Below are 20,667 nucleotides of genomic sequence, written 5' to 3' on the forward strand. Positions count from 1 at the left end.
AACGTGCTGCGCACCATGTTCAAGTCCAAGATCTAGCATTTGGACGTCTGCGCAGGTCAGGGGCATGATGGGGGCCCCTCAGGTCAGCAAAAGGTCAGCATGCGTCGCAGCCCTGTCTCCGCTTGCTGACCTTCCGCCTCTGTGCAGCGCCTGTGCATGATCGCTTGCTCCCGCTCGGAAGGTTCGACACGTGGCCCGACAGCTCGCCCGCGGCATGGGGTCCTTCTTCAAGGACTGCGACTGCGCCAAGCCGACCCGTTGCCCACACCCGTACACGATTCGGTTCCGGGACGCGCTGGGCAAGCAGCGCGAGGAGGCCGGTTATGGCACGCAGGACGACGCGATCGAGCGCCTCACGCAGATCTACGCTGAGAAGAGAAACACTGCGCCATCCGTCGCCCAGGCCCGTCGTGAGCTGGGCCAGCAGACGGTCGAGGAATACGCGAAGCAGTGGCGCCCTAGACAGCGCAAAATGACGGAGTACTCCACGGGCGAGCACGTCGACAGTTCGATCAATGTGCACATCGTTCCTCGGCTCGGTTCGCGAAAACTGAACTCAGTTACGCCGATCGTGGTCGAGCGCTTCCTGGAGGAACTGGAGACCGACGGGGTGGGGCGCGGAAATCAGGTGAACATATTCCGCACCCTCAAGGCCATCTTGCGAGACGCTTATATCAAGGGGGCCATGGCAGATGACCCTGTGAAAGGCGTCCAGGAGCCCGAGTACGTCCGTGAGAAGGTGGTCATACCCTCCCTCGCCTACGTTAAGAAGGCTCTGACTGTCGCCGACGACGACCTCGCGCTTGAGATTGTCATGATGGTGGGCTGCGGCCTGCGCAACGGCGAGGCCCGCGCCGTGAACGTCAACAACGTCGTGGCGGACGACGTCTATAGGGTTCACGAGCAGATCCACTCCAACACGCACAAGCCGGCCAAGCTGAAGCACCGCAAGGCGGGTGAGTTCAGGGAAGTTCCGCTGCCTCGCTCAGTGCGGGAGGCGATGGAGCGCTACGAGGAGAAGCACGGAGCCACGAAGGAGGGTTACCTGCTGCGCGGCCCAAGCGGCTACTACACGGAGCCGATGGAACGTCGGCGTGTCCAAAAGCTGTTCAAGGAACTCCCTGCAGCGGAGGGTGTGGGGATGTACAGCTTCCGGCACTACTTCGCCTCGAACGCCCTCGGAAGCGGAATACCGATCACCGACGTGGCGGAGTGGATGGGCCACAAGTCGATCGAGGAGACGTACCGCACGTACCGGCATTTGATGCCAGGAAGTATTACAAAGGCAGCGCGCATCCTGGATGCAGGGCTGTGGGAGGCTGCGTGATGCGCCCACTACGAACGGCAGGCTCTTGGTCTGCTGGTGGCACAGCAATGCCTCGCTGACCTGTGAACAGGTCGACTACGGTTACCCCCGGAGCTGTTGGCCTGGGAATGGCCGGATCTTCGCAGCGCCGGGCCCGTCGTCTGCGGTCTCTGGTTCTGTCCGTGCCGGAGGGCGCGTTGAACTGGCGCAGAAACCTGCGCTTGAAGGGCATGTTGCCATTGCGGCGAGGTGCCGTGGGGGCCTCGTACCTGCCCGCGGGTTGGCAGGGCGGCGTTCCACGTGGTGGGCCTGGCCACTGCTGCCGGGACGCCATTGCCGATGACCAGCGGGCGGCGGCTATCACCAATCTGACGTCGCGGCGGAGGGCTACTCGTTCGGCTCTCCTGTGTGCTGCCCGCGGGGTGAGGTTCAGGCGGTGCCCAGGAAGCGGGCCATGCCAATGGAGTCAGGTGCTCTGTCGGTGAAGTCGAACTCTCGGTAGAGGTGACGGGCGTCGCCGTCCGCGATGAGCGAGATGTAGGAGCGCGCCGGGGCGCGGCGCTCCAACTCGTCGGTAAGCGCCTGCAAGACAGCCCGCCCGAGCCCCTTGCCCTGGTGTTCGGGCAGCACGCAGATGTCGACGATCTGGAAGAAGCAGCCCCCGTCCCCGATGATCCGCCCCATGCCGACGGGTCGGCCATCGTGCCGCACCACGACGCCTGAGGGGCGAGTCGTCGGCGGGTTCGCCGCACAGCGGCGCGGCGTCATGCGGGGCCGTAACTCCGCCTCGCGCAAGCGCACTTGATCTGACCGCGTCGGCTCCTACGGTGGGGCGCCGCCCGATCGCCGGTCGAAGCTTCTCTCTTCCTAGTCACATACCCAGAGGGGGTATGTTACGGTGCCCAACACAGGTACCCCCTGGGGGTATGAGAGGAGTGCGTGATGTCAACTGTCAATCCGCGACGCTGGTGGGCGCTGGTCGTGCTCGCCGCGGCACAGTTCATGGTCATCATGGACACGTCGATCATCGGGGTGGCGCTTCCCGAGATGCAGAAGGACCTCGGCTTCTCGCAGGGCGAGTTGCAGTGGGTCTTCAACGCGTACGTCATCGCCTTCGGCGGGCTGCTGCTCCTCGGCGGGCGACTGTCCGACCTGCTGGGCGCCCGGAAGGTCTTCAACACCGGCTGGGTCGTGTTGATCGCCGGCTCGGTCGTCGCAGCCGCCGCCCAGACGGCGTGGGTCGAGGTCGTCGGCCGGGCGGTGCAGGGCGTCGGCGGTGCGCTGATCGCGCCCTCTGCCATGACGTTGCTGATGATGCTCTTCATGCACGACCCGAAGGAGCTCGGGAAGGCCATGGCGCTCTACGGCGCCGCCGCGCCCGCCGGCGGCACTGCCGGTGTGTTCCTCGGCGGTGTGTTCACCGAGTGGCTGAGCTGGCCGTGGGTCTTCATCATCTACATCCCGATCGGCGCCGCCACCCTTGCGGCCACGAAGCTGCTGCCCGCGGTCGGCGGCCGACGCGGCTCCGTGGACGTGCTCGGTGCCGCCGCGGTCACCGCGGGCCTCGCACTCGCCGTCTTCGCTATCGTCCGTGCACCGGAGAGCGGCTGGACCTCCACCGGCACCGTGCTCCAGCTGGCCGGCGCCGCCGGGCTGCTCGTGCTCTTCTTCGTGATCCAGAAGTCGGTGCGCGAGCCGCTGATGCCGCTCGGCATCTGGCGTGTGCCTCGGCTGGGTTCGGCGAACCTCGCGATGGCGCTGCTGGGCGCCGCGTGGATTCCGATGTGGTACTTCCTGAACCTGTACCTGCAGCAGGTGCTCGGTTACGGGGCCTTCGCCTCCGGTGCCGCGCTGCTGCCGATGACCGGCCTGCTGATGATCTTCATGACGGCGATCACGGCGAAGCTGCTGGCGAAGTTCGGGGCCAAGCCGCTGATCGGCGGTGGTCTGCTGGTCCTCGCGGCCGGGCTGCTGTGGCTGTCCGCCGTGGAGCCGACCGGTACCTTCGCCGTCGATGTCCTGCCCGCCTCACTGGTCGCGGCGCTCGGCATGTCGCTGGCCTACATCCCGGCGATGATGGCCGCGATGTCGGACGCTCCGCAGGAGCAGGCGGGTCTGGCGTCCGGCATCGTCAACACCACCTACCAGGTGGGGTCGGCCCTGGGCCTCGCGGCCCTGACCGCGGTGGCCACCTCGCAGGGCGCCGGACAGCTGGGCAACCTGCCCGCACTGACGGACGGCTTCAGCGCCGCGTTCGTCTGGGCCGCCGCGATCGCCGCGGTGGGCGGCCTGATCACCCTGCTGGTGATGCGGGGCGAGAAGGCTGCCACCGGATCCGACGCTGACCCGGTCGGGCAGGGCGAGAGGGTCCGCGCATAGCTGCCCACCCGGTCCGCGGACTGCGGCACAACGCTGAGAGATCACGAAGAAGCCATCCGCTGCACGGTCCCAGACCGGCAGCGGATGGCTCTGTCCACAAGCGGCGCCGCCGGTGACAGCGGTCCCACGCGGCGCACCAGATCAGCGCAGAACCACTCGAAAGGGCGCCCGGGCCGACTACATGCCCCCTCGCCCGTCTCCGGCCGTGGCCAGACGGTAGGTGAACTCCTTCCCGCCCCGCTCGGGTCCGGCAGAACGCTCCCGGTACAGGGCCCCGGCCTCGACCAGGCGTTTGAGCCGGTTGTTGGCATTGGGCAAGGAGATACCGAGCGCCTCAGCCAGCTCGGCGGCCCGGAAGTCACCCAGCCGACGTGCTTCTTCATAAGTGCCGGCGAGAATAGATGCGTCACCCAGCAGCTCATGGGTGTCGCCGTCGACAGCGACCTGCTTACGTCGCTCCAGGCAGACAGTGACACCCTCGCGGGTCTCTTCGTCCAGGCCGACCAGCCGGACGCCGTCTGCGCTGACGTCTCCGGCAGCCAGCAGGAGATAGAACTTGCCGAGGAATTCGTCCACGAAGCTGTTGGTCATCGCTTCCACGCCGCCGAAGTCGATGGTCAGCAGGGCGACGGGAGCAGCGGCCGTGAGTTGCTCTTCCAGGGCTCGGCGTGCGTCGGCACCCTTCACCCTGGTGGCGAGAAACGTGCCGTGCTCTTTCACGGGGTAAGTGAGCAGCGTCTCGCGTTTCTGCGGTTTCATTTCATTCATTGAAGCACAGGTCGGTCATGGACGATACGAGACTCTCAGCCAGGACCACGTTCCCTGTACGGGGGCTCGTGTGGAGAGGCTGCGGGTGACCGCCGCGCGGCGGAGTCGACCGGCGCGCAGCAGGCCGTCGCCGCTCCGCAGGACGAGGCGGGTGGCGGCGGTGTCGCTCGTGCCGGCCAGCAGGTCGGGGAGGCCGTTGCCGCGTGTGTCGCGGGTGCCGCTGACGCCGGGCCGCACAGCGTGCTCAAGGGCTTCGGCGCTGGTCGTGACGTGGGCGTGTTCCGGGTTGCGGCGCAGGTGGGTGAGGACTCCGATGCCGGTGTCGCACACGGCTATCTCCAGGCGCCGGTAGCCGGTGGTTTTGCCGCTGTAAGCCTGCGCGGCGATGAAGGCGCCGCAGGTGCTGGCGCCGTGGCTGATGGCGTTGTCGATCAGTTCACCGATGCCTTTGAAGACGCGGCGTCCGTCGCGTGGGCCGAGATGCTGGGTGGCCACTCGTCCGAGTCCTTCGCTGATGGCGTCGGCGGTGTCGGGCCGCAGGGCCGCGACTTCGAGCAGGGTGGCCGAGCGGTCGCTACGAATCTCCTCGGGGACCTTCCCTTCGACATGTGTGCCTGACGGCAGGGCCTTGAGCAGGTCCATCCGCTGCACGTAAGCGGTGACGTCCTTTGAATCGGGGAGCAACAGGGTCGCTTGTGCGCCCACGGCTGCGTGGGCGTGCGCGATGGCGGCCGTAGCTGTCAGGTCGAGCGGGCTGGCGAACAGCAAGCGCCGTGCGTCCAGGACGATTCGGCTGTCGTCGGTGCTTTGGATGGCGAGGCTGTCGCGCAACAGCGGATGACGTCCGGCGAGTTCCAGTAGCACGGCTGAACAGCATGCCAGCCGCGAGGATCTGGCGCGAGGTCACCTGTGTGGACGAGTCCACGCACCCTCAGCCCCTCCTGTGCTACGCTTTCACTGTCGTCAATGAAAACGAAGAAGAAGGAGCTGGCCGTGAGCCGTCCCGACACCCCGAGCGAGTCTGGGCACCCCCGCGACTACAAGATCATCGTCAACGGGCAGGAGCGAACCGTGTCCACGGACGCACTCTCCTTCGAGGAGGTCGTCTCTCTCGCCTTCGACCCGGTGCCCACCGGCCCCTACGTCCTCATCACGGTCAGCTTCCGGCATGCCGACCAGAAGCCGGCCGAGGGCACGCTCACCGCAGGCGCCAGCGTGAAGATCAAGAACAGGACGGTGTTCAGTGTCACCGCAACTGACAAGTCGTAGCCCGGACCTGCGCCGCCTGCAGGACGAGGGATACGAGATCGAAGTCCGGTCCGGGTTGCTGCTGATGCACCACGTGCCTTACGTGGATGCCCAGCGCCAGGTCCGCTACGGAGTTCTCGTCTCGGAGCTGTCTCTGGCCGGTGACGTGACAGTGGTCCCGAGCACGCACGTCGTCATGTTCAGTGGCGCCGAGCCCTGCGACCACCTGGGGCAGCCGCTCGAAGCCCTCATCAACAGCCGCGGGCGGCAGACCCCGGCGCCCGGGGTGGAAGTCGACTTCACCTTCTCCAGCAAGCCGGCAGCCGGCTACCCGGACTACTACGCCAAGATGGCGACCTACGCCGCCATCTTGGTCTCCCAGGCCCAGCAACTGGACCCCGAGGCCACAGCGGTGACGTTTCCCGTCCTTGACGACCATGCCGAGGATCCGGTCTTCCGGTACGCGGACACCGCCTCCAGCAGGGCCGGCATCGCAACCGTCTCACGCCGTCTTCAGGGCCTGCGTGTTGCCATCGTGGGGCTGGGAGGAACCGGAAGCTACATCCTCGACCTCGTCGCGAAGACTCCCGTGGCGGAGATCCATCTCTACGACGGTGACAAGTTCCTGCAGCACAACGCCTTCCGCTCGCCTGGCGCGGTCTCACGCGAAGAACTTGAGGCGACCCCGAACAAGGCCGAGCACTTCGCTGCGGTCTACAGCCGGATGCACCCCGGCGTCATCGCCCACCCCGTCTACGTGGACGAGACCAACATCGACACGCTGGGCACTGCGGATTTCGTCTTCTTGTCCCTGGACGACAACAACGCTCGACGCCGGATCGTCGAGGGACTTGAGCGGCACCAGGTGGCGTTCATCGACGTGGGGATGGGCGTATACGAGACCGACGGACAACTGTCCGGCCTGGTAAGGGTCACCACCAGCACTCCGGCCAGGCGTCAGCACGTGCACGGCCACCAGCGCATCCCCGTGGCAGACGGTGCCGGCCCCAACGACTACCAGCGCAACATCCAGATCGCCGATCTCAACGCGCTCAACGCAACGCTGGCCGTCATCAGGTGGAAGAAGCTGTGCGGGTTCTACCTGGACCTCGAGCAGGAGTTCCACAGTGTGTACCAGATCGATGGCAACGTCCTGACCAACGAGGACACCCCGTGAGAGCGGTGCGGCTCACCCACGAGTTCGTCCACTACGTCCCCGAACAGCTCGAACCCGGCGTCCTCTACGTGTCCCTGCCCTTCACGACGGTGGTCCACCTGTGCTGCTGCGGGTGCGGCAACAAGGTCGTCACGCCGCTCAGCCCGACCGACTGGAGCCTCACGTTCGACGGCGCATCCATCAGCCTCAGCCCCTCCATCGGGAACTGGAGCTACCCCTGCCGATCCCACTACTGGATCCGCGGTAACACCGCCCAGTGGGCCGAACGGTGGACGCCGAGACAGATCGAAGCTGCACGCACCGGCACCGGCCAGTCCGGCCAAGGACATTCCGAACCAAGGCGCCGGTCCCTCGCCGCTCGCTTCCGGCAGCGCGTGCGGCGGTGGCTACGGCAATAATCCGGGCGCCGGCGGTTGATCCGCCGGCGCCCGGTCCCTCGGTGGTCAGGCCCGTACGAGCCGGGCGATGGCCTGGGACGCCTCGCTGACCTTTGCCTGGGCTTGCTCGCCGCCCTCCACGATCGCCTCTGTGACGCAGCCGTTGAGGTGTTCCTCGAGGAGGGCCAGAGCGCAGGACTGGAGCGCGGCGTTGACGGCGGCGACCTGGGTGAGGACGTTGATGCAGTAGGCGTCCTCCTCGACCATGCGCTGAAGCCCTCGCACCTGGCCCTCGATCCGGCGCAACCGTCGGACGATGTCTTCCTTCTGGCCTGCGTATCCAGCCACGGTGGTCTCCCTCACTCCGTCGGTGGCGGGTCAGCGGTCGGCGGGCTGGAAGCCCCGCAGGCGCAGGCTGTTGCCGACCACGAAGACCGAGGAGAAGGCCATCGCCGCGCCCGCGATCATAGGGTTGAGCAGGCCGGCGGCCGCGAGCGGGAGAGCGGCGACGTTGTAGGCGAACGCCCAGAACAGGTTCGACCTGATGGTGCCCAGCGTCTTGCGGGAAAGGCGGATGGCGTCCGCCGCCACCCTCAAGTCGCCCCGCACCAGCGTCAGGTCGCCCGCCTCGATCGCGGCGTCCGTCCCCGTTCCCATCGCCAGCCCCAGGTCCGCCTGAGCCAGCGCAGCCGCGTCGTTGACGCCGTCGCCGACCATGGCGACCGACCGGCCCTCGCTCTGCAGGCGCTTGACGACGTCGACCTTGTCCTGCGGCATGACCTCGGCGATCACGTGCTCGGGAGCGATGCCGACCTCCGCGGCGACGGCTTCGGCGACCGCCTTGTTGTCGCCGGTCAGCAGGATGGGCGTCAGGCCCAGGGCGCGCATCCGCTTGATCGCCTCCGGGCTGGTCTGCTTGATCGCATCGGCGACCTCAAGGACCGCGCGGGCCTCGCCGTCCCACGCGACCGCGATCGCCGTGCGACCGGCAGCCTCGGCCTCCGCCTTGGCGCGCTCCAACTCCACCGGCAGGCTCATCGCCCACTCGGCCAGCAACTTCTCGCGGCCGACGAGGACCGCGTGACCCTCCACGATGCCCTGGACGCCGAGCCCGGCGATGTTCGCGAAGTCCTCCGGGGCGGGCAGCGTGCCGACACGGGCGGCGGCGCCGGAAGCGACGGCCTGGGCGATGGGGTGCTCGGAGGAGTGCTCCAAGGCTCCCGCTAGGCGCAGGACCTGGTCCTCGTCGGTGCCGTCGGCGGTGTGCACGGCGAGCAGGGTCATCTTGCCGGTGGTGACGGTGCCGGTCTTGTCCAGGACGATGGTGTCGACCTTGCGGGTGGTCTCCAGGACCTCGGGGCCCTTGATGAGGATGCCGAGCTGGGCGCCGCGTCCGGTGCCGACCATCAGCGCGGTCGGGGTGGCCAGTCCGAGGGCACAGGGGCAGGCGATGATCAGGACGGCGACGGCGGCGGTGAAGGCGGCGGTCAGGCCCGCGCCGTTGCCGAGCCAGAACCCGAGCGTGCCGAAGGCCAGGGCGATCACGACCGGGACGAAGACGGCGGAGATCTTGTCGGCGAGCCGCTGGGCGGCGGCCTTGCCGTTCTGCGCGTCCTCCACCAGCTTGGCCATCCGGGCGAGCTGGGTGTCGGCGCCAACCCGCGTGGCCTGCACCACCAGGCGCCCGCCGGCGTTCAGCGTGGCACCGGTGACCGCGTCGCCGACGCCGACCTCGACCGGTACGGACTCGCCGGTGAGCATGGAGGCGTCCACGGCGGACGAGCCCTCCACGACCACACCGTCGGTGGCGATCTTCTCGCCGGGCCGCACCAGGAACCGGTCGCCGACCCTCAACTCGCCGACGGGGACAAGTTCCTCCCGGTCGCCGCGCAGGACAGTGACCTCCTTGGCGCCCAGCTCCAGCAATGCCTTGAGCGCCGCCCCCGCCTTCCGCTTGGAGCGGGCCTCGAAGTACCGGCCGGCCAGGATGAACGCCGTCACACCGGCCGCGGCCTCCAGGTAGATGTTCCCGGCGCCGTCAGAGCGGGCGATGGTCAGCTCGAAGGGGTGAGTCATGCCGGGCATGCCGGCAGTGCCGAAGAACAGCGCCCACAGCGACCACAGGAACGCCGCCGAAGTGCCGACGGAGATGAGCGTGTCCATGGTCGCCGCGCCGTGCTTGGCGTTGGTCCAAGCGGCCTTGTGGAAAGGCCAGGCGGCGTACGTCACCACCGGCGCCGCCAGCGTCAGCGAAAGCCACTGCCAGTAATCGAACTGAAGTGCCGGGACCATGGCCATCGCTATCACGGGGACGGCGAGGACCACGGCTGCCGTCAACCGCTGACGCAGCGGCCGCAGTTCATCGCCCTCGGCCGAGGTGGTGCCGCTGCCGGCCTCTGGTTCGGTGCGCGCGGGCTCGGGCTCTCGGGCCGTGTAGCCGGTGGCCTCCACCGTGGCGATCAGGTCCCCGACGGTGATGTCCTCGCGGAAGGTGACCTTGGCCTTCTCCGTGGCGTAGTTGACGGTGGCCTCGACCCCGTCCATGCGGTTGAGCTTCTTCTCGATCCGGGCAGCGCACGAGGCGCAGGTCATGCCGCCGATGGCGAGTTCGACCTCGGCGGCGCCGGGCGTGGTGGTGGTCATGTCTGCTCCTCGCAGCTCACGGACGCGATCTTGGATGGGGGCGGGGCCGGCCGGGCATGCCGGCCCCGCCGAGGTCGGTGGATCAGGCGGCCACGCGGCCGGCGAAGTCGTATCCGGCCTCGTCGACGGTCTTGGCGATCAGCGCGTCGAGCGACTCGTCAGGCTCGGCGGCGGTCGTCACCGTGACCAGGCCGGTACCGATCTCGACCTCGACCGCGGCGACCTCCTCCAGGGCACCCACCGCCCTGGCGACAACGCCCTGGCAGTGGGCACTGCCGACACCGTCGACCTTGTAAGTGGTCTTGATCTCCGAGCTGGTGTGGCAGCTTCCGTCGGGGGTGCAGCAGTTCGACATGGGATCGTCCTCTTCAGATGGTGGCGGTGATACCCCCCAGGGGTACCGGCGACGGCTCCATGTATACCCCCCACCCGTATCGAGCGCAAGAGTCGATGTCTGCTTGACTTTATACCCCCTAGGGGTATCTTGAGGTGCGGTCGCACCTATGAGCGGCCAGGGAGATGAGGAGTGGGTCATGAACACCGGACTGCGGATCACTGTCTTCGCTGCCGCGCTCGCCGCGACCTTCGGCACCGCCTACGGCGTGGGAGGGTCCGTCGGCGAGCTCTCGCCCGCGCCAAGAAGCGCTGCCCACGACGGCCACGAGACTGCCGGCCACGAGCAGACGGGCGGCGGGCACGAAGCGGCGGCGTCGCCAGGAGGGCTGCAGGTCTCACAGGCTGGCTACACGCTCGACCTCAAGACCCCGCTCGTGAAGGCCGGCGAGAAATCCGAGCTGCGCTTCGCCGTCGTACACGACGGGACCGGCCACAACCTCACGGCGTACCAGCTGGAACACGGCAAGGAACTGCATCTGATCCTGGCCTCGCGCGACCTGACCGTTTACCGCCACCTGCATCCCACCCGTGCATCGGACGGCACTTGGTCCACGCCGGTGGAGCTGCCCAAGGCCGGCAGCTACCGCGTCTTCGCCGATTTCAAGCCCGAGGGCGGCGCGACCGTCACACTCGGTACCGACCTCGCGGCAGCCGGGACGTACAAGCCCGCTGCCCTGCCGGAGCACAACGCGACCGCCCACGTCGACGGCTACGAGGTGAAGCTCAAAGGCGACCTGATTCCCGGCAAGGCCCGCGAGCTGACGCTCACGGTGACGAAGGACGGCAAGGCGGTCCAAGACCTTCAGCCGTACCTGGGCGCCTACGGTCACTTGGTCGCCCTGCGCTCCGGTGACCTCGCCTACCTGCACGTCCACCCCAACGGTGAGCCCGGCGACGGCAAGACCCAGCCCGGCCCCGAGGTCTCCTTCACGGCCACGGCGCCCAGCGCCGGCGCGTACCGCCTCTTCCTGGACTTCCAGCACCAGGGCAAGGTGCGAACGGCAGCCTTCACGGTGCATGCGGGCGGCGCGGTGGGCGAGTCCGGCAAGCCTTCGCATGCCCAGTCCGACTCGGTAGAGGCCGGGCACGCGCACTGAGGCGTGCGGTCCTCACCGACCACCGGCTGACGTCGCGCCGCCATCCGCGCCCGGGCGCACACTCGCCGGTGCAAACGAGCCATTCCCCGGCGAGTTAACCCTGAGTTTCAGGAGTGGTGGTGGATCACTGGCGGCAAGCCGCTAGGATCACGGCATGGTTACGGCTTGGTCGCCCCAGCGTATGCTCCGGGCCCGCTCCGATGCGGGTCCGCTGCTGCGCGTGCTGGCCGTGGCAGTACTTCTGTTCGGCGTCCTCCTGACCCATGGCGTGCACGTCGAGACCGTCGCGGGACACCTCTCCACCAGCGCAACGACCTCGCCGGTGCCGCCGGCCGATGACATTCGCCATGTAGCCGCAGAGTCTTCTCCGCTGTTCGCAGGGGTGTCTGGTGATCACCGTGGTGGTCACGAGCCGTCGCATCCCGGGCAGGAGTGTGTGTCAGGGCAGCCGCAGCAGGGTTCTGTCTTGGCCTCGCCGTGCTTTGCAGCGTCGGTTCGCGAATCAACCGGCGCCGAGGACGCCTCGGCCCTTCGCGTGTCTGCCGCTGATCTGCGTGCGGGTGGGATGTCTCCTATGGCTCCAAGAGCCGCCTCCTTGGTTCAGCAGGTCTAGAAGTACAGAGTCCGCCAACCGGCCTGCCGGTCGTCACCGGTTCGGCTGAGAGCGCGCGACGAGCTACGCGCCCTGTGCTCATGATGGGTCGTCACGTTCGTCGATGCCGTCCTGCCCCCCCCACCCATGTCTGTGTCTTCCTGCGTACTCGTAGGAGGGGTCGCAGCAGCGCGGAGGACCTGTGCCGACACACTCCCGTACGCCCGGGCGTGCCTTGTGGACCCCAAGCGGCTTGTCGTGGTGGCGCCCGCTCGTCTCGGTGATCTTCGGCGTCGTGGTGATGGCACTGATGTTGTGCGCCGTTGTCCATGGAATGCCTGAGGAGACACACCGATCGGTGTCCCTCCCTGCCGCTGCCTCGGTGCTCCCGGCGGACGGAGATCCTCACGGGCCTCACGGCCCTCACGGCCCTCACGGAGGTGAGGACTGTGCGTCGGACATGATCGTCCGCACGACGGCCCAGTCGGCGGAGGAGCTTCCTCTCGTCGCGATGGCCGTCGTCGTCCTCGTCGCCGTGACACTGGTGGTGGGCAGCCCCCTCGCACGGCGTGAAGTCCGCAGACGTCACGGCACCCGAACCGGCCGAATGGCGCTCGTCCATACCTCGCGGTGGCGGATCTAGACCACTCGCTCGCAGCCGACCGACCTCGCCGGCTGCCGCGCGCCCATGGCCTGACCGTGGACCCACGGTCCGCCCTGTCGCCATGGGGCGCGAGATGAATCCGCACCCTGCACTCATCGAGCGAGAGCGACAACACAGACATGCAGTCATTGACCAAGACCGCGGTCGGCCCCGGCCAGTCCGCCCTGTCCGGACTGGTCGGCAACACCCCGCTGCTGCGGGTGTCGGAACCCCTGGCTCCGGCCGGGCGCGGCTTCTGGGCGAAGCTTGAGGGATTCAACCCTGGGGGTATCAAGGACCGGCCGGCGCTGCACATGGTGGAGCGGGCCAGGGCCCGCGGCGACCTCCGGCCCGGTGGACGGATCATCGAGTCCACCAGCGGCACCCTGGGCCTCGGGCTGGCCCTGGCCGGGATGGTCTACGGCCACCCGGTCACCCTGGTCACCGATCCAGGGCTGGAGCTGTCCATGACCCGGCTGCTGACCGCGTACGGCGCCCAGGTCAACGTCGTCTCCGAGCCACACCCCACGGGCGGCTGGCAGCAGGCCCGCCGAGAACGCGTTCAGCGGCTACTGGAGCAGCACCCCGACTCCTGGTGCCCGGACCAGTACAACAACCCGGACAACGTCGCCGCCTACACCCCGCTGGCCCTCGAACTCGCGTCCGAGATCGGCCACATCGACGTGCTGGTGTGCAGCGTCGGCACCGGCGGCCACTCGGCGGGTGTCTCGCGAGTCCTGCGGCAGCTCTACCCGGAGCTGACCGTCGTCGGTGTGGACACCACCGGTTCGACGATCTTCGGACAGCCCGCCCGACCCCGTCTGATGCGCGGACTCGGTTCCAGCATCTACCCCCGCAACGTCGCCTACGAGCAGTTCTCCGAGGTGCACTGGGTCGCCCCGCACGAGGCCGTGTGGACGTGCCGCCAGCTGGCCGCCTCGCACTACGCCACCGGGGGATGGAGCGTGGGCGCGGTCGCGCTGGTGGCCGGCTGGCTGGCCCGGACGATGCCGGCGGACGCACGGATCGTCGCAGTTTTTCCCGACGGCCCGCAGCGTTACCTGGGGACTGTCTACGACGACGGCTACTGCGCCGCCCACGGCCTGCTGGACACTCCGCCCGCGCCCGAACCGGAAGTGATCGGCCGCTTGGACGAGAAGGAGGTCACCCGCTGGACCCGGTGCACCAGCGTGGTCGATCCCCTCACCCTGCAAGGCGCACACCACGACGTCACCGAGGTCGTACCGGGTGCCGACTGCGCGGAGGAGGGCCGGTGAAGGGGATGCTCACCCAGGTACGGTCGTACGAGCGCAGTGTCCAGCTGTTGATGGTGAACCAGTTCACCATCAACCTCGGCTTCTACATGCTGATGCCGTATCTGGCCGCCCACCTGTCCGGGACGCTCGGGCTGGCCGGCTGGCTCGTCGGGCTCGTCCTGGGCGTACGGAACTTCAGCCAGCAGGGCATGTTCCTGGTCGGGGGCACGCTCGCCGACCGGATCGGCTACAAGCCGATGATCATCGCCGGGTGCGTGCTGCGCACCCTCGGCTTCGCGACGCTCGGTCTGGTGGACTCGCTGCCCGCGCTGCTCGCCGCCTCGGCAGCCACGGGCCTGGCGGGGGCGTTGTTCAACCCGGCCGTACGGGCGTACCTCGCGGCCGACGCCGGCGAGCGCAGGGTCGAGGCGTTCGCACTGTTCAACGTCTTCTATCAGGCCGGAATTCTGCTGGGCCCCCTGGTCGGCATGGTGCTGACCGGGGTGGACTTCCGCATCACCTGCCTGGTCGCCGCAGGGATCTTCGCCCTGCTGAGCGTCGTACAGATCCGCGCACTGCCCGCCCGGCGAGCCGACGACACCAAGAAACAGGACAGCGACGACGCTCAGGGTGTGCTCGCCCAGTGGCGCGGCATCCTCGCGAACCGGCCCTTTCTGCTCTTCTCCGTCGCCATGATCGGTTCGTACGTCCTGTCCTTCCAGGTCTATCTGGCCCTGCCTCTGGAGGTGCGCCGACTTGGCGGCGACGGGGAGTTCGGCACGGCCGCGGTGGCGGTCCTCTTCGCGGTCTCCGGTCTGAGCACGATCGTCGGGCAGACGCGGGTGACAGCGTGGTGCAAGGCGCGATACGAGCCCGGGCAGGCGCTCGTGCGCGGGCTGGCGGCGATGGGCCTGGCCTTCGTGCCCCTGCTGCTGGCCACCGCCGTGCCCGTGCCGGAGTCCGGGATCCGACTGTGGCTCCTCGCGGCGGTTCCGCCGACGCTCGCCGCACTGCTGCTGGCCATCGGCACGATGATCGCCTACCCGTTCGAGATGGACACCATCGTCCGTCTCTCCGGTGATCGCCTCGTCGCCACCCACTACGGGCTGTACAACACGATCTGCGGTATCGGCATCACTGTCGGGAACCTCGGCACGGGCGCCGCGCTCGACGCCGCCCGCGCGGCCGGGATGCCGGCGCTGCCGTGGGTCACGCTGTTCGCCCTCGGCCTGGCGTGCGCGGTCGCCCTGTACGGCCTGCACCGCTCAGGCCGACTGGCGGCGCCGTCCGCTGCCGAGCGGTTGCCCGCGACCGTCTGACCCACCGGCTCTCCGGCCAAGGGCGGGGCACCGCCAGGTGTCCCGCCCCCACCGAGCGGCAGCTGAACGAAGCCCGCTGAGCTGGTTCAACAGGCGCGGCGCAGTACGGCCCAGCTGCCCCAGCCGGCTTCGGCCTCGATGGCCTGCCACTGCCCTGGCAGAGCCGCGGCGACTTCATCGGCGGGCAGGTACAGCGGCCCGTCCTCACCGAGCTGGTTGATCCACAGCAGCACACCGTCCGGGGCTAGGACGCGGGCGGTCTCGGCGGGGAAGAGGAGCATGTCGATGGCTGCGATGGCCGCGACCCGGGCATCGGCCACCGGAAGAATGCTGGCGTCGCCACGCACACGCAGCGGTGAGCGCCCCGCGGCCTGGCGCAGCATCTGCTCCGACAGATCCACGCTGATCACCTGCGGAAAGAAACGGCCGAGCAATGGGGTGAATAGGCCGGTGCCGGAACCTACCTCCAGACAGGGGCCGTTGGGGAGCGGCCCGCCACGCTCCAGGGCATCGCGCAGCGGATCGTCACGACCGGTGGCTTGGGAGGTGTCCCACTCGGCTGCCAGTCGGTCGAACAGCTCGGCGATGAAGCGCGCGGTCTCGGCATCCCAATGTCGACGGCCTGCGGCCAGATCACGGGCGAAGGTACGGAAGACCTCGGCCGCCTCGGCGGGCGGAAGTGGTTTGCCGTCAGGGCTGGGCCATACGCGGGGCAGCGCGGTAGTTACAGCGGTCACACCGTCTATCTCACCAAAGTGGTCGCGAGGATGGATCGGCCCTGGGGTGGATACATCTTGCCCACCCCTGGGTGGAGTTCCGGCGCAAGCGCCGACGCCGATGGCGGATCGCTACCGACTGCGTGGGCCGTAGTGATCGAGGAACATGTCGACGCCGCTGGTGACGAGGCGGTCCGTCAGGTCCTCGTCGATGTGCGTGCCGTAGGAGCTGAAGACCATGTGGGGGAAGACCAGAAGCCCGTAGAACTGGATGATCGCCACCTGCAGGTCGGAAATCTCCAGCCGGCCTTGCTCGGCGAGGGCGCGCAGAGCGTTCGCGACGGCGGGGTGGTGGCTCTCCGTGCCGCGGTGTCTCCAGGCTTCGCCCAGCTCGGGGAAGCGGTGTAGTTCGGCGGCGACGAGGTTGCGCAGAGCGGTCACCTCGTGGTTGGTGCGCACGGCGTGGACCCAGGTTCGGGCCGCCTCGACGAGGGCGGCCCGCAGGTCCTCGGCCTCAGTCAGACCCTCAAGCGCGGCCGACGACTCCCCGGCCAGCGGTTCGTCGAGTGCGTCCGTGATGACCGCTGTGAAGAGGGCTTCCTTGCTGCCGAAGTGGTTGTAGACGGTCACCTTCGACACACCTGCCTCGGCGGCGATGGTGTCCATTCCCACCCCGAAGCCGTCGCGCAGGAACAGCTCGCGGGCGGCCCGCACGATGGCCTGCCGCTTCAGCTCCGCGCGGGGTCCGCTCGGAGGCCGCCTGACGCTGTCCACGCTCATGGCACCGACCATAGCACCACCTGAACTGTACGGTTGAGTACATGTGAACTGAACAGTATGGTTCAGTTGCGTGGTCGAGCGAGACCGTGCAGGAGAGAGGGGACCTCGTGCCTTCCGTGACTCATCCGATAACCGCCGCACGGCCTATCGCGGCCCCGCCGGCCCGGCGGTGGCTCACCCTCGCCGTCGTGAGCGTGAGCCTGCTGGTCGTCGGGCTGGACACCACCGTGCTGAACGTCGCCCTGCCGACTCTCGTCGGTGAACTCGGCGCATCCACACGCCAGTTGCAATGGATTGTCGACAGTTACGCCTTGATGTCGGGCAGCTTGGTGCTGTTCTGCGGCAGTCTCGCGGACCGGCTCGGCCGCAAGTGGGTCTTCATGGCGGGCCTGGCGCTGTTCACGGGTGCCTCGGTGGCTGCCGCGTACGCCGGTTCCGTGACCGCCCTCGTCCTGGCGCGCGGGGTCATGGGCGTGGGTGAGGCGTTGATCATGCCGGCCACGCTCGCGGTCATCGGGAACATCTTCCCGTGCGGTGCCGAACGCACGAAGGCGATAGGCATCTGGTCGGCGGCCGTCGGCGTCGGGACGGTGATCGGGCCGATGGTCGGCGGCTGGCTGCTCAGCCACTACTGGTGGGGATCGGTGTTCCTGATCAACCTCCCCATAGGTGTCGCGGGGCTCGTCGCCGCCGCCCTGTTCGTGCCCGACTCCCGGGCCCCCGAGACCGGGCGGCCGGACCCGGCCGGAGCCCTGCTCTCCGTCCTGGCCGTGGCGAGCGTGCTGTGGGCGGTCATCGAAGGACCCGACCGCGGTTGGACCAGTGCCGCCGTGCTGGTCGCCTTCGCGGCGGGTGTCCTGCTGCTCGCCGCCTTCGTCGGTTGGCAGCGCCGGGCCGCGTCCCCGATGCTGCCGCTGCGGATCTTCCGGCACCGCGCTCTCGCGGCCGGTGACCTGCTGGTTCTGCTGGGTGCCTTCGCGCTGATCGGCACGCTCTTCGTGGTCGTGCAGTACTTCCAGTTCGTTCTCGGCTACAGCGCCGGGCAGACCGGACTTCGGCTCGGCCCCGCCGCCCTGGCCCTGCTGGTCGCGGGACCGCTGGCGGGCGTCCTCGTGCCCCGTCTCGGCATGCGCGCGGTATCAGCCGCCGGGCTCGCGCTGCTGGGCGCATCCTCGGCGGTGCTCGCCACCACCGAGACCGCGGACGGCTACGGCCGGGCTTTGGTGGCGATGCTGCTGCTGGGCGCGGGCGCCGGGTTCGTCATCACCGCGACCAGCGACGCCATCGTCGGTTCGCTGCCCGAAACGGACCTCGGCGTCGGCTCGGCCACCAACAGCGCCGCCATCCAGCTCGGCGCGGCGACCGGAGTCGCCGTCATGGGCAGCCTGCTCTCCGACCGTTACCGCAGCGGCCTCGACGCCATCCCCGCTCCTGTTCCCGGGAGTCTTCTCGACTCCGCCAAGGAATCCCTGGGTACGGCGCTCGCCCTCGCCGAGCGACTGCCCGGTGAGGCCGGAACCACCTTCGCCAAGGCCGCCCGCCACGCGTTCGTCGACGGCATGGGCCCGGCGATGTTCGCTGGGGCCGGTGTGACCGTGACGGGCGTGGTCCTCGCTCTCCTCCTCGCGCCCACCCGCGGCGCGGATCCGACCGGAACGACGCACCCGAAGGACCCGTCATGACCCACTCAGCGGCCGATGCACCCCACACCGCCGAACACGCCCACCACCCGCCCGCAGACCCGCGCCGCTGGGCAGCACTGGCACTGATCTGTCTCGCCCAGTTCATGCTGATCCTCGACGTCACTGTCGTGAACGTCGCCCTGCCCGACATGGCGGCCGACCTCGACCTCGACCGGGAGACGTTGACCTGGGTGGTCACCGCTTACACCCTCTGCTTCGGCGGGCTGATGCTGCTCGGCGGCCGACTCGCAGACGCACTCGGCGCACGCCGCACCCTGCTCGCCGGACTCGTCCTCTTCACCACCGCGTCACTGGTCACCGGGCTGGCCGAGAACGCCCGACGCTGCTCGGCGGGCGCATCGGCCAGGGCGTAGGCGCCGCTCTGATGTCCCCCGCCGCGCTCTCCATCGTCACCACCACCTTCCACGGAACCGAACGCAACAAGGCGCTCGGCGTCTGGGCGGCGATCGGCGGCACCGGCTCGGCAGCGGGTGTACTGCTCGGTGGAGCCCTGACCGGTGGACCCGGCTGGCAGTGGGTGTTCTACATCAACGTCCCCGTCGGGCTGCTCCTGCTGATCGCCCTGCCCGCCGTCGTGCCGAGCCGCGCTCCACAACCCGCGCGCCTCGACGCCCCTGGCGCGCTGCTCGTAACGGCAGGCACCGCCGCTCTCATCTACGGTCTGGTCAAGGCCGGGGACGCCGGCTGGGCGGACGCCTCGACCCTGCTGCCGCTGGCCGGTGGGGTGCTCGCCTACGCGGCCTTCGCGGCGGTCGAACGAGCCAGCCGGGCCCCGCTGATGGACTTGCGGATGTTCACCCGGCGGCCGGTGCTCGCCGGGGCCTTCCTGATGCTGATCGCCACGGCATTGCTGATCGCGTTCTTTTTTCTGGGGTCCGTGTATCTGCAGCATGTCCGGGGGTTCAGCCCGCTGCGGACCGGACTGGTGTTCCTGCCCGTCGCCGTTGCCACCGGTGCCGGTGCCCATCTCGGATCCCGGCTCGTCGGCCGGATCGGCAGCCGGCCGACGGCTGTCGCCGGCATGATCGTCGCGGCCGCCGGAACCATCCCGCTGACCCAGCTCTCGGAGAACGGCAGCGTGTACGGACGTCTCCTGCCGGGCTTCGTGATCGCCTCCCTCGGCATCGGCGCCGTGTTCGTCACCGCTACGACGACCGCGCTGGCCATGGTGGAGCACCAGGAGGCAGGACTCGCCTCCGGGGTCGTCAACACCTTCCACGAGGTGGGCGGCTCGATAGGCGTCGCCGTCGTCTCGACCGTCGCCGCGTCCGGCTTCGAGCGAGGTTCTGCGAGTGGCTTCGCCGATGCGTTCAGGGTGTGTGCGGTGGCGGCGGCGGCCACCGCGCTGGTGGCCTTGGCGCTCGTGCCGCGTGGCAAACCGCAGTCGAGCGGGGGCCCGCACGTGCACTGACCGAGGATGACCGCCGAACCCAGGAGCAACGAGCCCGAACGCACAGCTGGGTGCCGGGAGCCGCAGCAACTCCAGCGCGCCGCGGCTCCCGGTGCCGCGACTCAGTGGGTGTGCCCGTCCTCTGCGTGGCCGGCTTCTTCCTTGCCCGCACCCGTCTCGGTGCTTTCGGCGCTCGGCGAGGCATCAGGTGCCTTCGTTCCGGCGTCCTCGGAGTGGCCCTCGTGCGTCTCCGCTTCGCCGGTGCTCTCCCCGGTGTTGTCCTCGTGAGTCTCAGCCTCGCCGGTGCTCTCCTCGCCGTGGCTGTGGCCGCCTCCGCCGGACTCCGCAGCCATGTCGGCGGCGATACCGCGCAGCCCGACGAACGCGACCGCCGCGGTGACCAGCACCAGCAGCCCGGTCGGACCGATGATGCTGCGCCAGCGCGCGGCGTCGTAACGCAGCACATAGGCCACGAAGGACAGAGCCAGACCGAACGGAATCAGCATCGCCGCTCGCTCGGGGAAGTCCTCGAAGTGCTGGAGTCCGCCGCTCAGCATGCCGATGCCGAACGACAACGCCAGCGAGGCCAGCACGATCGCGACCACCTTGGAGGCACTGGGCCGCTGCCGCTTGAGGATGAACTCGTTCAGCACGGTCGCACAGAGGAAGACGCCCGCTCCGACCAGCGCGATCACCGTGTACCGGTCCGGGTCCAGCGGATGGTGCACTACCGCGCCGCTGATCAGGCCCGCACCGACGAACGTCGTGGCGTATCCCAGGTAGTCGCCGATCACCGGCGTCCGCTTCTGCGCCCGTCGGCGGGCCCGGCGCCCACCGGTCCGGGGAGGAGCGTCCGGATCAGGAGTCTGGCGGGGAG

At 68.8% G+C, this 20,667-nt stretch carries 19 protein-coding genes and 1 pseudogene; 11 read left to right on the plus strand and 9 right to left on the minus strand.

The features are described from left to right. Positions 1-214: 214 nt before the first annotated feature. A complete protein-coding gene (locus ABD198_RS09315; protein ID WP_486388888.1) occupies positions 215-1,327 on the plus strand; it encodes a tyrosine-type recombinase/integrase in 1,113 nt (370 codons plus the stop codon). A 408-nt stretch (positions 1,328-1,735) separates the two neighbouring features. Here ABD198_RS09315 and ABD198_RS09320 read toward each other — a convergent pair whose 3' ends face one another. Next, entirely contained in the window at positions 1,736-2,074 is a 339-nt protein-coding gene (locus ABD198_RS09320; RefSeq protein WP_425580442.1) for a GNAT family N-acetyltransferase, read from the minus strand. A 174-nt stretch (positions 2,075-2,248) separates the two neighbouring features. Here ABD198_RS09320 and ABD198_RS09325 point away from each other — a divergent pair, with 174 nt between their 5' ends. After that, complete coding sequence (locus ABD198_RS09325) at positions 2,249-3,685, plus strand: MFS transporter (protein WP_343999336.1); 1,437 nt, start codon at positions 2,249-2,251, stop codon at positions 3,683-3,685. Between the two features lie 177 nt (positions 3,686-3,862). On the opposite strand, the gene ABD198_RS09330 is transcribed toward ABD198_RS09325, so the two are convergent. Continuing rightward, positions 3,863-4,444: a MarR family transcriptional regulator gene (locus ABD198_RS09330; RefSeq protein ID WP_285511744.1), complete on the minus strand. Its 582-nt coding sequence runs from the start codon at positions 4,442-4,444 to the stop codon at positions 3,863-3,865. A gap of 24 nt (positions 4,445-4,468) precedes the next feature. Further along, the gene (locus tag ABD198_RS09335) at positions 4,469-5,317 is read right to left on the minus strand and encodes a hypothetical protein (RefSeq protein WP_285511745.1); all 849 of its coding nucleotides are present in this window, start codon (positions 5,315-5,317) and stop codon (positions 4,469-4,471) included. A 102-nt stretch (positions 5,318-5,419) separates the two neighbouring features. On the opposite strand from ABD198_RS09335, the gene ABD198_RS09340 reads away from it, so the two are divergent. Genes ABD198_RS09340 through ABD198_RS09350 form a run of 3 tightly spaced genes read left to right on the plus strand, consistent with a single transcriptional unit; the run spans position 5,420 to position 7,276 of the window. Continuing rightward, a complete protein-coding gene (locus ABD198_RS09340) occupies positions 5,420-5,722 on the plus strand; it encodes a multiubiquitin domain-containing protein (protein WP_285511746.1) in 303 nt (100 codons plus the stop codon). Then, positions 5,697-6,878 (plus strand): ThiF family adenylyltransferase, encoded by a 1,182-nt coding sequence (locus ABD198_RS09345; RefSeq protein ID WP_285511747.1) that lies wholly within the window; start codon positions 5,697-5,699, stop codon positions 6,876-6,878. Before ABD198_RS09340 ends, ABD198_RS09345 begins: the two co-directional genes overlap by 26 nt. Beyond that, on the plus strand, positions 6,875-7,276 hold the full coding sequence (locus ABD198_RS09350) for a ubiquitination-like system serine protease family protein (protein ID WP_285511748.1): 402 nt from the start codon (positions 6,875-6,877) through the stop codon (positions 7,274-7,276). The genes ABD198_RS09345 and ABD198_RS09350 overlap by 4 nt, the downstream gene beginning before the upstream one ends. A gap of 45 nt (positions 7,277-7,321) precedes the next feature. Here ABD198_RS09350 and ABD198_RS09355 read toward each other — a convergent pair whose 3' ends face one another. The 3 genes from ABD198_RS09355 to ABD198_RS09365 form a co-directional block, all read right to left on the minus strand. After that, entirely contained in the window at positions 7,322-7,618 is a 297-nt protein-coding gene (locus ABD198_RS09355) for a metal-sensitive transcriptional regulator (RefSeq protein ID WP_453850233.1), read from the minus strand. A gap of 15 nt (positions 7,619-7,633) precedes the next feature. Next, entirely contained in the window at positions 7,634-9,898 is a 2,265-nt protein-coding gene (locus tag ABD198_RS09360; RefSeq protein ID WP_285511750.1) for a heavy metal translocating P-type ATPase, read from the minus strand. Positions 9,899-9,980: 82 nt separating this feature from the next. Continuing rightward, positions 9,981-10,253 (minus strand): heavy-metal-associated domain-containing protein, encoded by a 273-nt coding sequence (locus ABD198_RS09365; protein ID WP_285511751.1) that lies wholly within the window; start codon positions 10,251-10,253, stop codon positions 9,981-9,983. A 178-nt stretch (positions 10,254-10,431) separates the two neighbouring features. On the opposite strand from ABD198_RS09365, the gene ABD198_RS09370 reads away from it, so the two are divergent. From ABD198_RS09370 to ABD198_RS09385, 4 genes are all read left to right on the plus strand, one after another. Further along, on the plus strand, positions 10,432-11,391 hold the full coding sequence (locus ABD198_RS09370) for a hypothetical protein (RefSeq protein ID WP_285511752.1): 960 nt from the start codon (positions 10,432-10,434) through the stop codon (positions 11,389-11,391). A 1,052-nt stretch (positions 11,392-12,443) separates the two neighbouring features. Next, entirely contained in the window at positions 12,444-12,626 is a 183-nt protein-coding gene (locus ABD198_RS09375; protein WP_285511753.1) for a hypothetical protein, read from the plus strand. Between the two features lie 140 nt (positions 12,627-12,766). Continuing rightward, positions 12,767-13,903 carry a PLP-dependent cysteine synthase family protein gene (locus ABD198_RS09380; RefSeq protein WP_343999344.1) on the plus strand — a complete coding sequence of 379 codons (1,137 nt, stop codon included), beginning with the start codon at positions 12,767-12,769 and terminating at the stop codon, positions 13,901-13,903. 5 nt (positions 13,904-13,908) lie between these two features. Then, entirely contained in the window at positions 13,909-15,201 is a 1,293-nt protein-coding gene (locus ABD198_RS09385; RefSeq protein WP_425580444.1) for an MFS transporter, read from the plus strand. Positions 15,202-15,287: 86 nt separating this feature from the next. Here ABD198_RS09385 and ABD198_RS09390 read toward each other — a convergent pair whose 3' ends face one another. After that, positions 15,288-15,938, minus strand: coding sequence for a methyltransferase domain-containing protein (locus ABD198_RS09390; protein WP_285511756.1), 651 nt, complete (start codon positions 15,936-15,938; stop codon positions 15,288-15,290). 111 nt (positions 15,939-16,049) lie between these two features. Beyond that, the gene (locus ABD198_RS09395) at positions 16,050-16,697 is read right to left on the minus strand and encodes a TetR/AcrR family transcriptional regulator (protein ID WP_285511757.1); all 648 of its coding nucleotides are present in this window, start codon (positions 16,695-16,697) and stop codon (positions 16,050-16,052) included. Between the two features lie 188 nt (positions 16,698-16,885). Between ABD198_RS09395 and ABD198_RS09400 the strand changes: the two genes are divergently transcribed. Further along, positions 16,886-18,379 carry a DHA2 family efflux MFS transporter permease subunit gene (locus ABD198_RS09400; RefSeq protein WP_285511758.1) on the plus strand — a complete coding sequence of 498 codons (1,494 nt, stop codon included), beginning with the start codon at positions 16,886-16,888 and terminating at the stop codon, positions 18,377-18,379. Then, positions 18,376-19,811 (plus strand): annotated as a pseudogene (locus ABD198_RS09405) (MFS transporter). The gene ABD198_RS09400 and the pseudogene ABD198_RS09405 overlap by 4 nt, the downstream one beginning before the upstream one ends. Before the next feature lie 101 nt (positions 19,812-19,912). Here ABD198_RS09405 and ABD198_RS09410 read toward each other — a convergent pair. Next, positions 19,913-20,584, minus strand: coding sequence for a hypothetical protein (locus ABD198_RS09410; RefSeq protein ID WP_285511760.1), 672 nt, complete (start codon positions 20,582-20,584; stop codon positions 19,913-19,915). Between the last annotated feature and the right edge of the window lie 83 nt (positions 20,585-20,667).

It is taken from the genome of Streptomyces thermocarboxydovorans (assembly GCF_039524635.1).
Classification (GTDB): Bacteria; Actinomycetota; Actinomycetes; order Streptomycetales; family Streptomycetaceae; genus Streptomyces; species Streptomyces thermocarboxydovorans.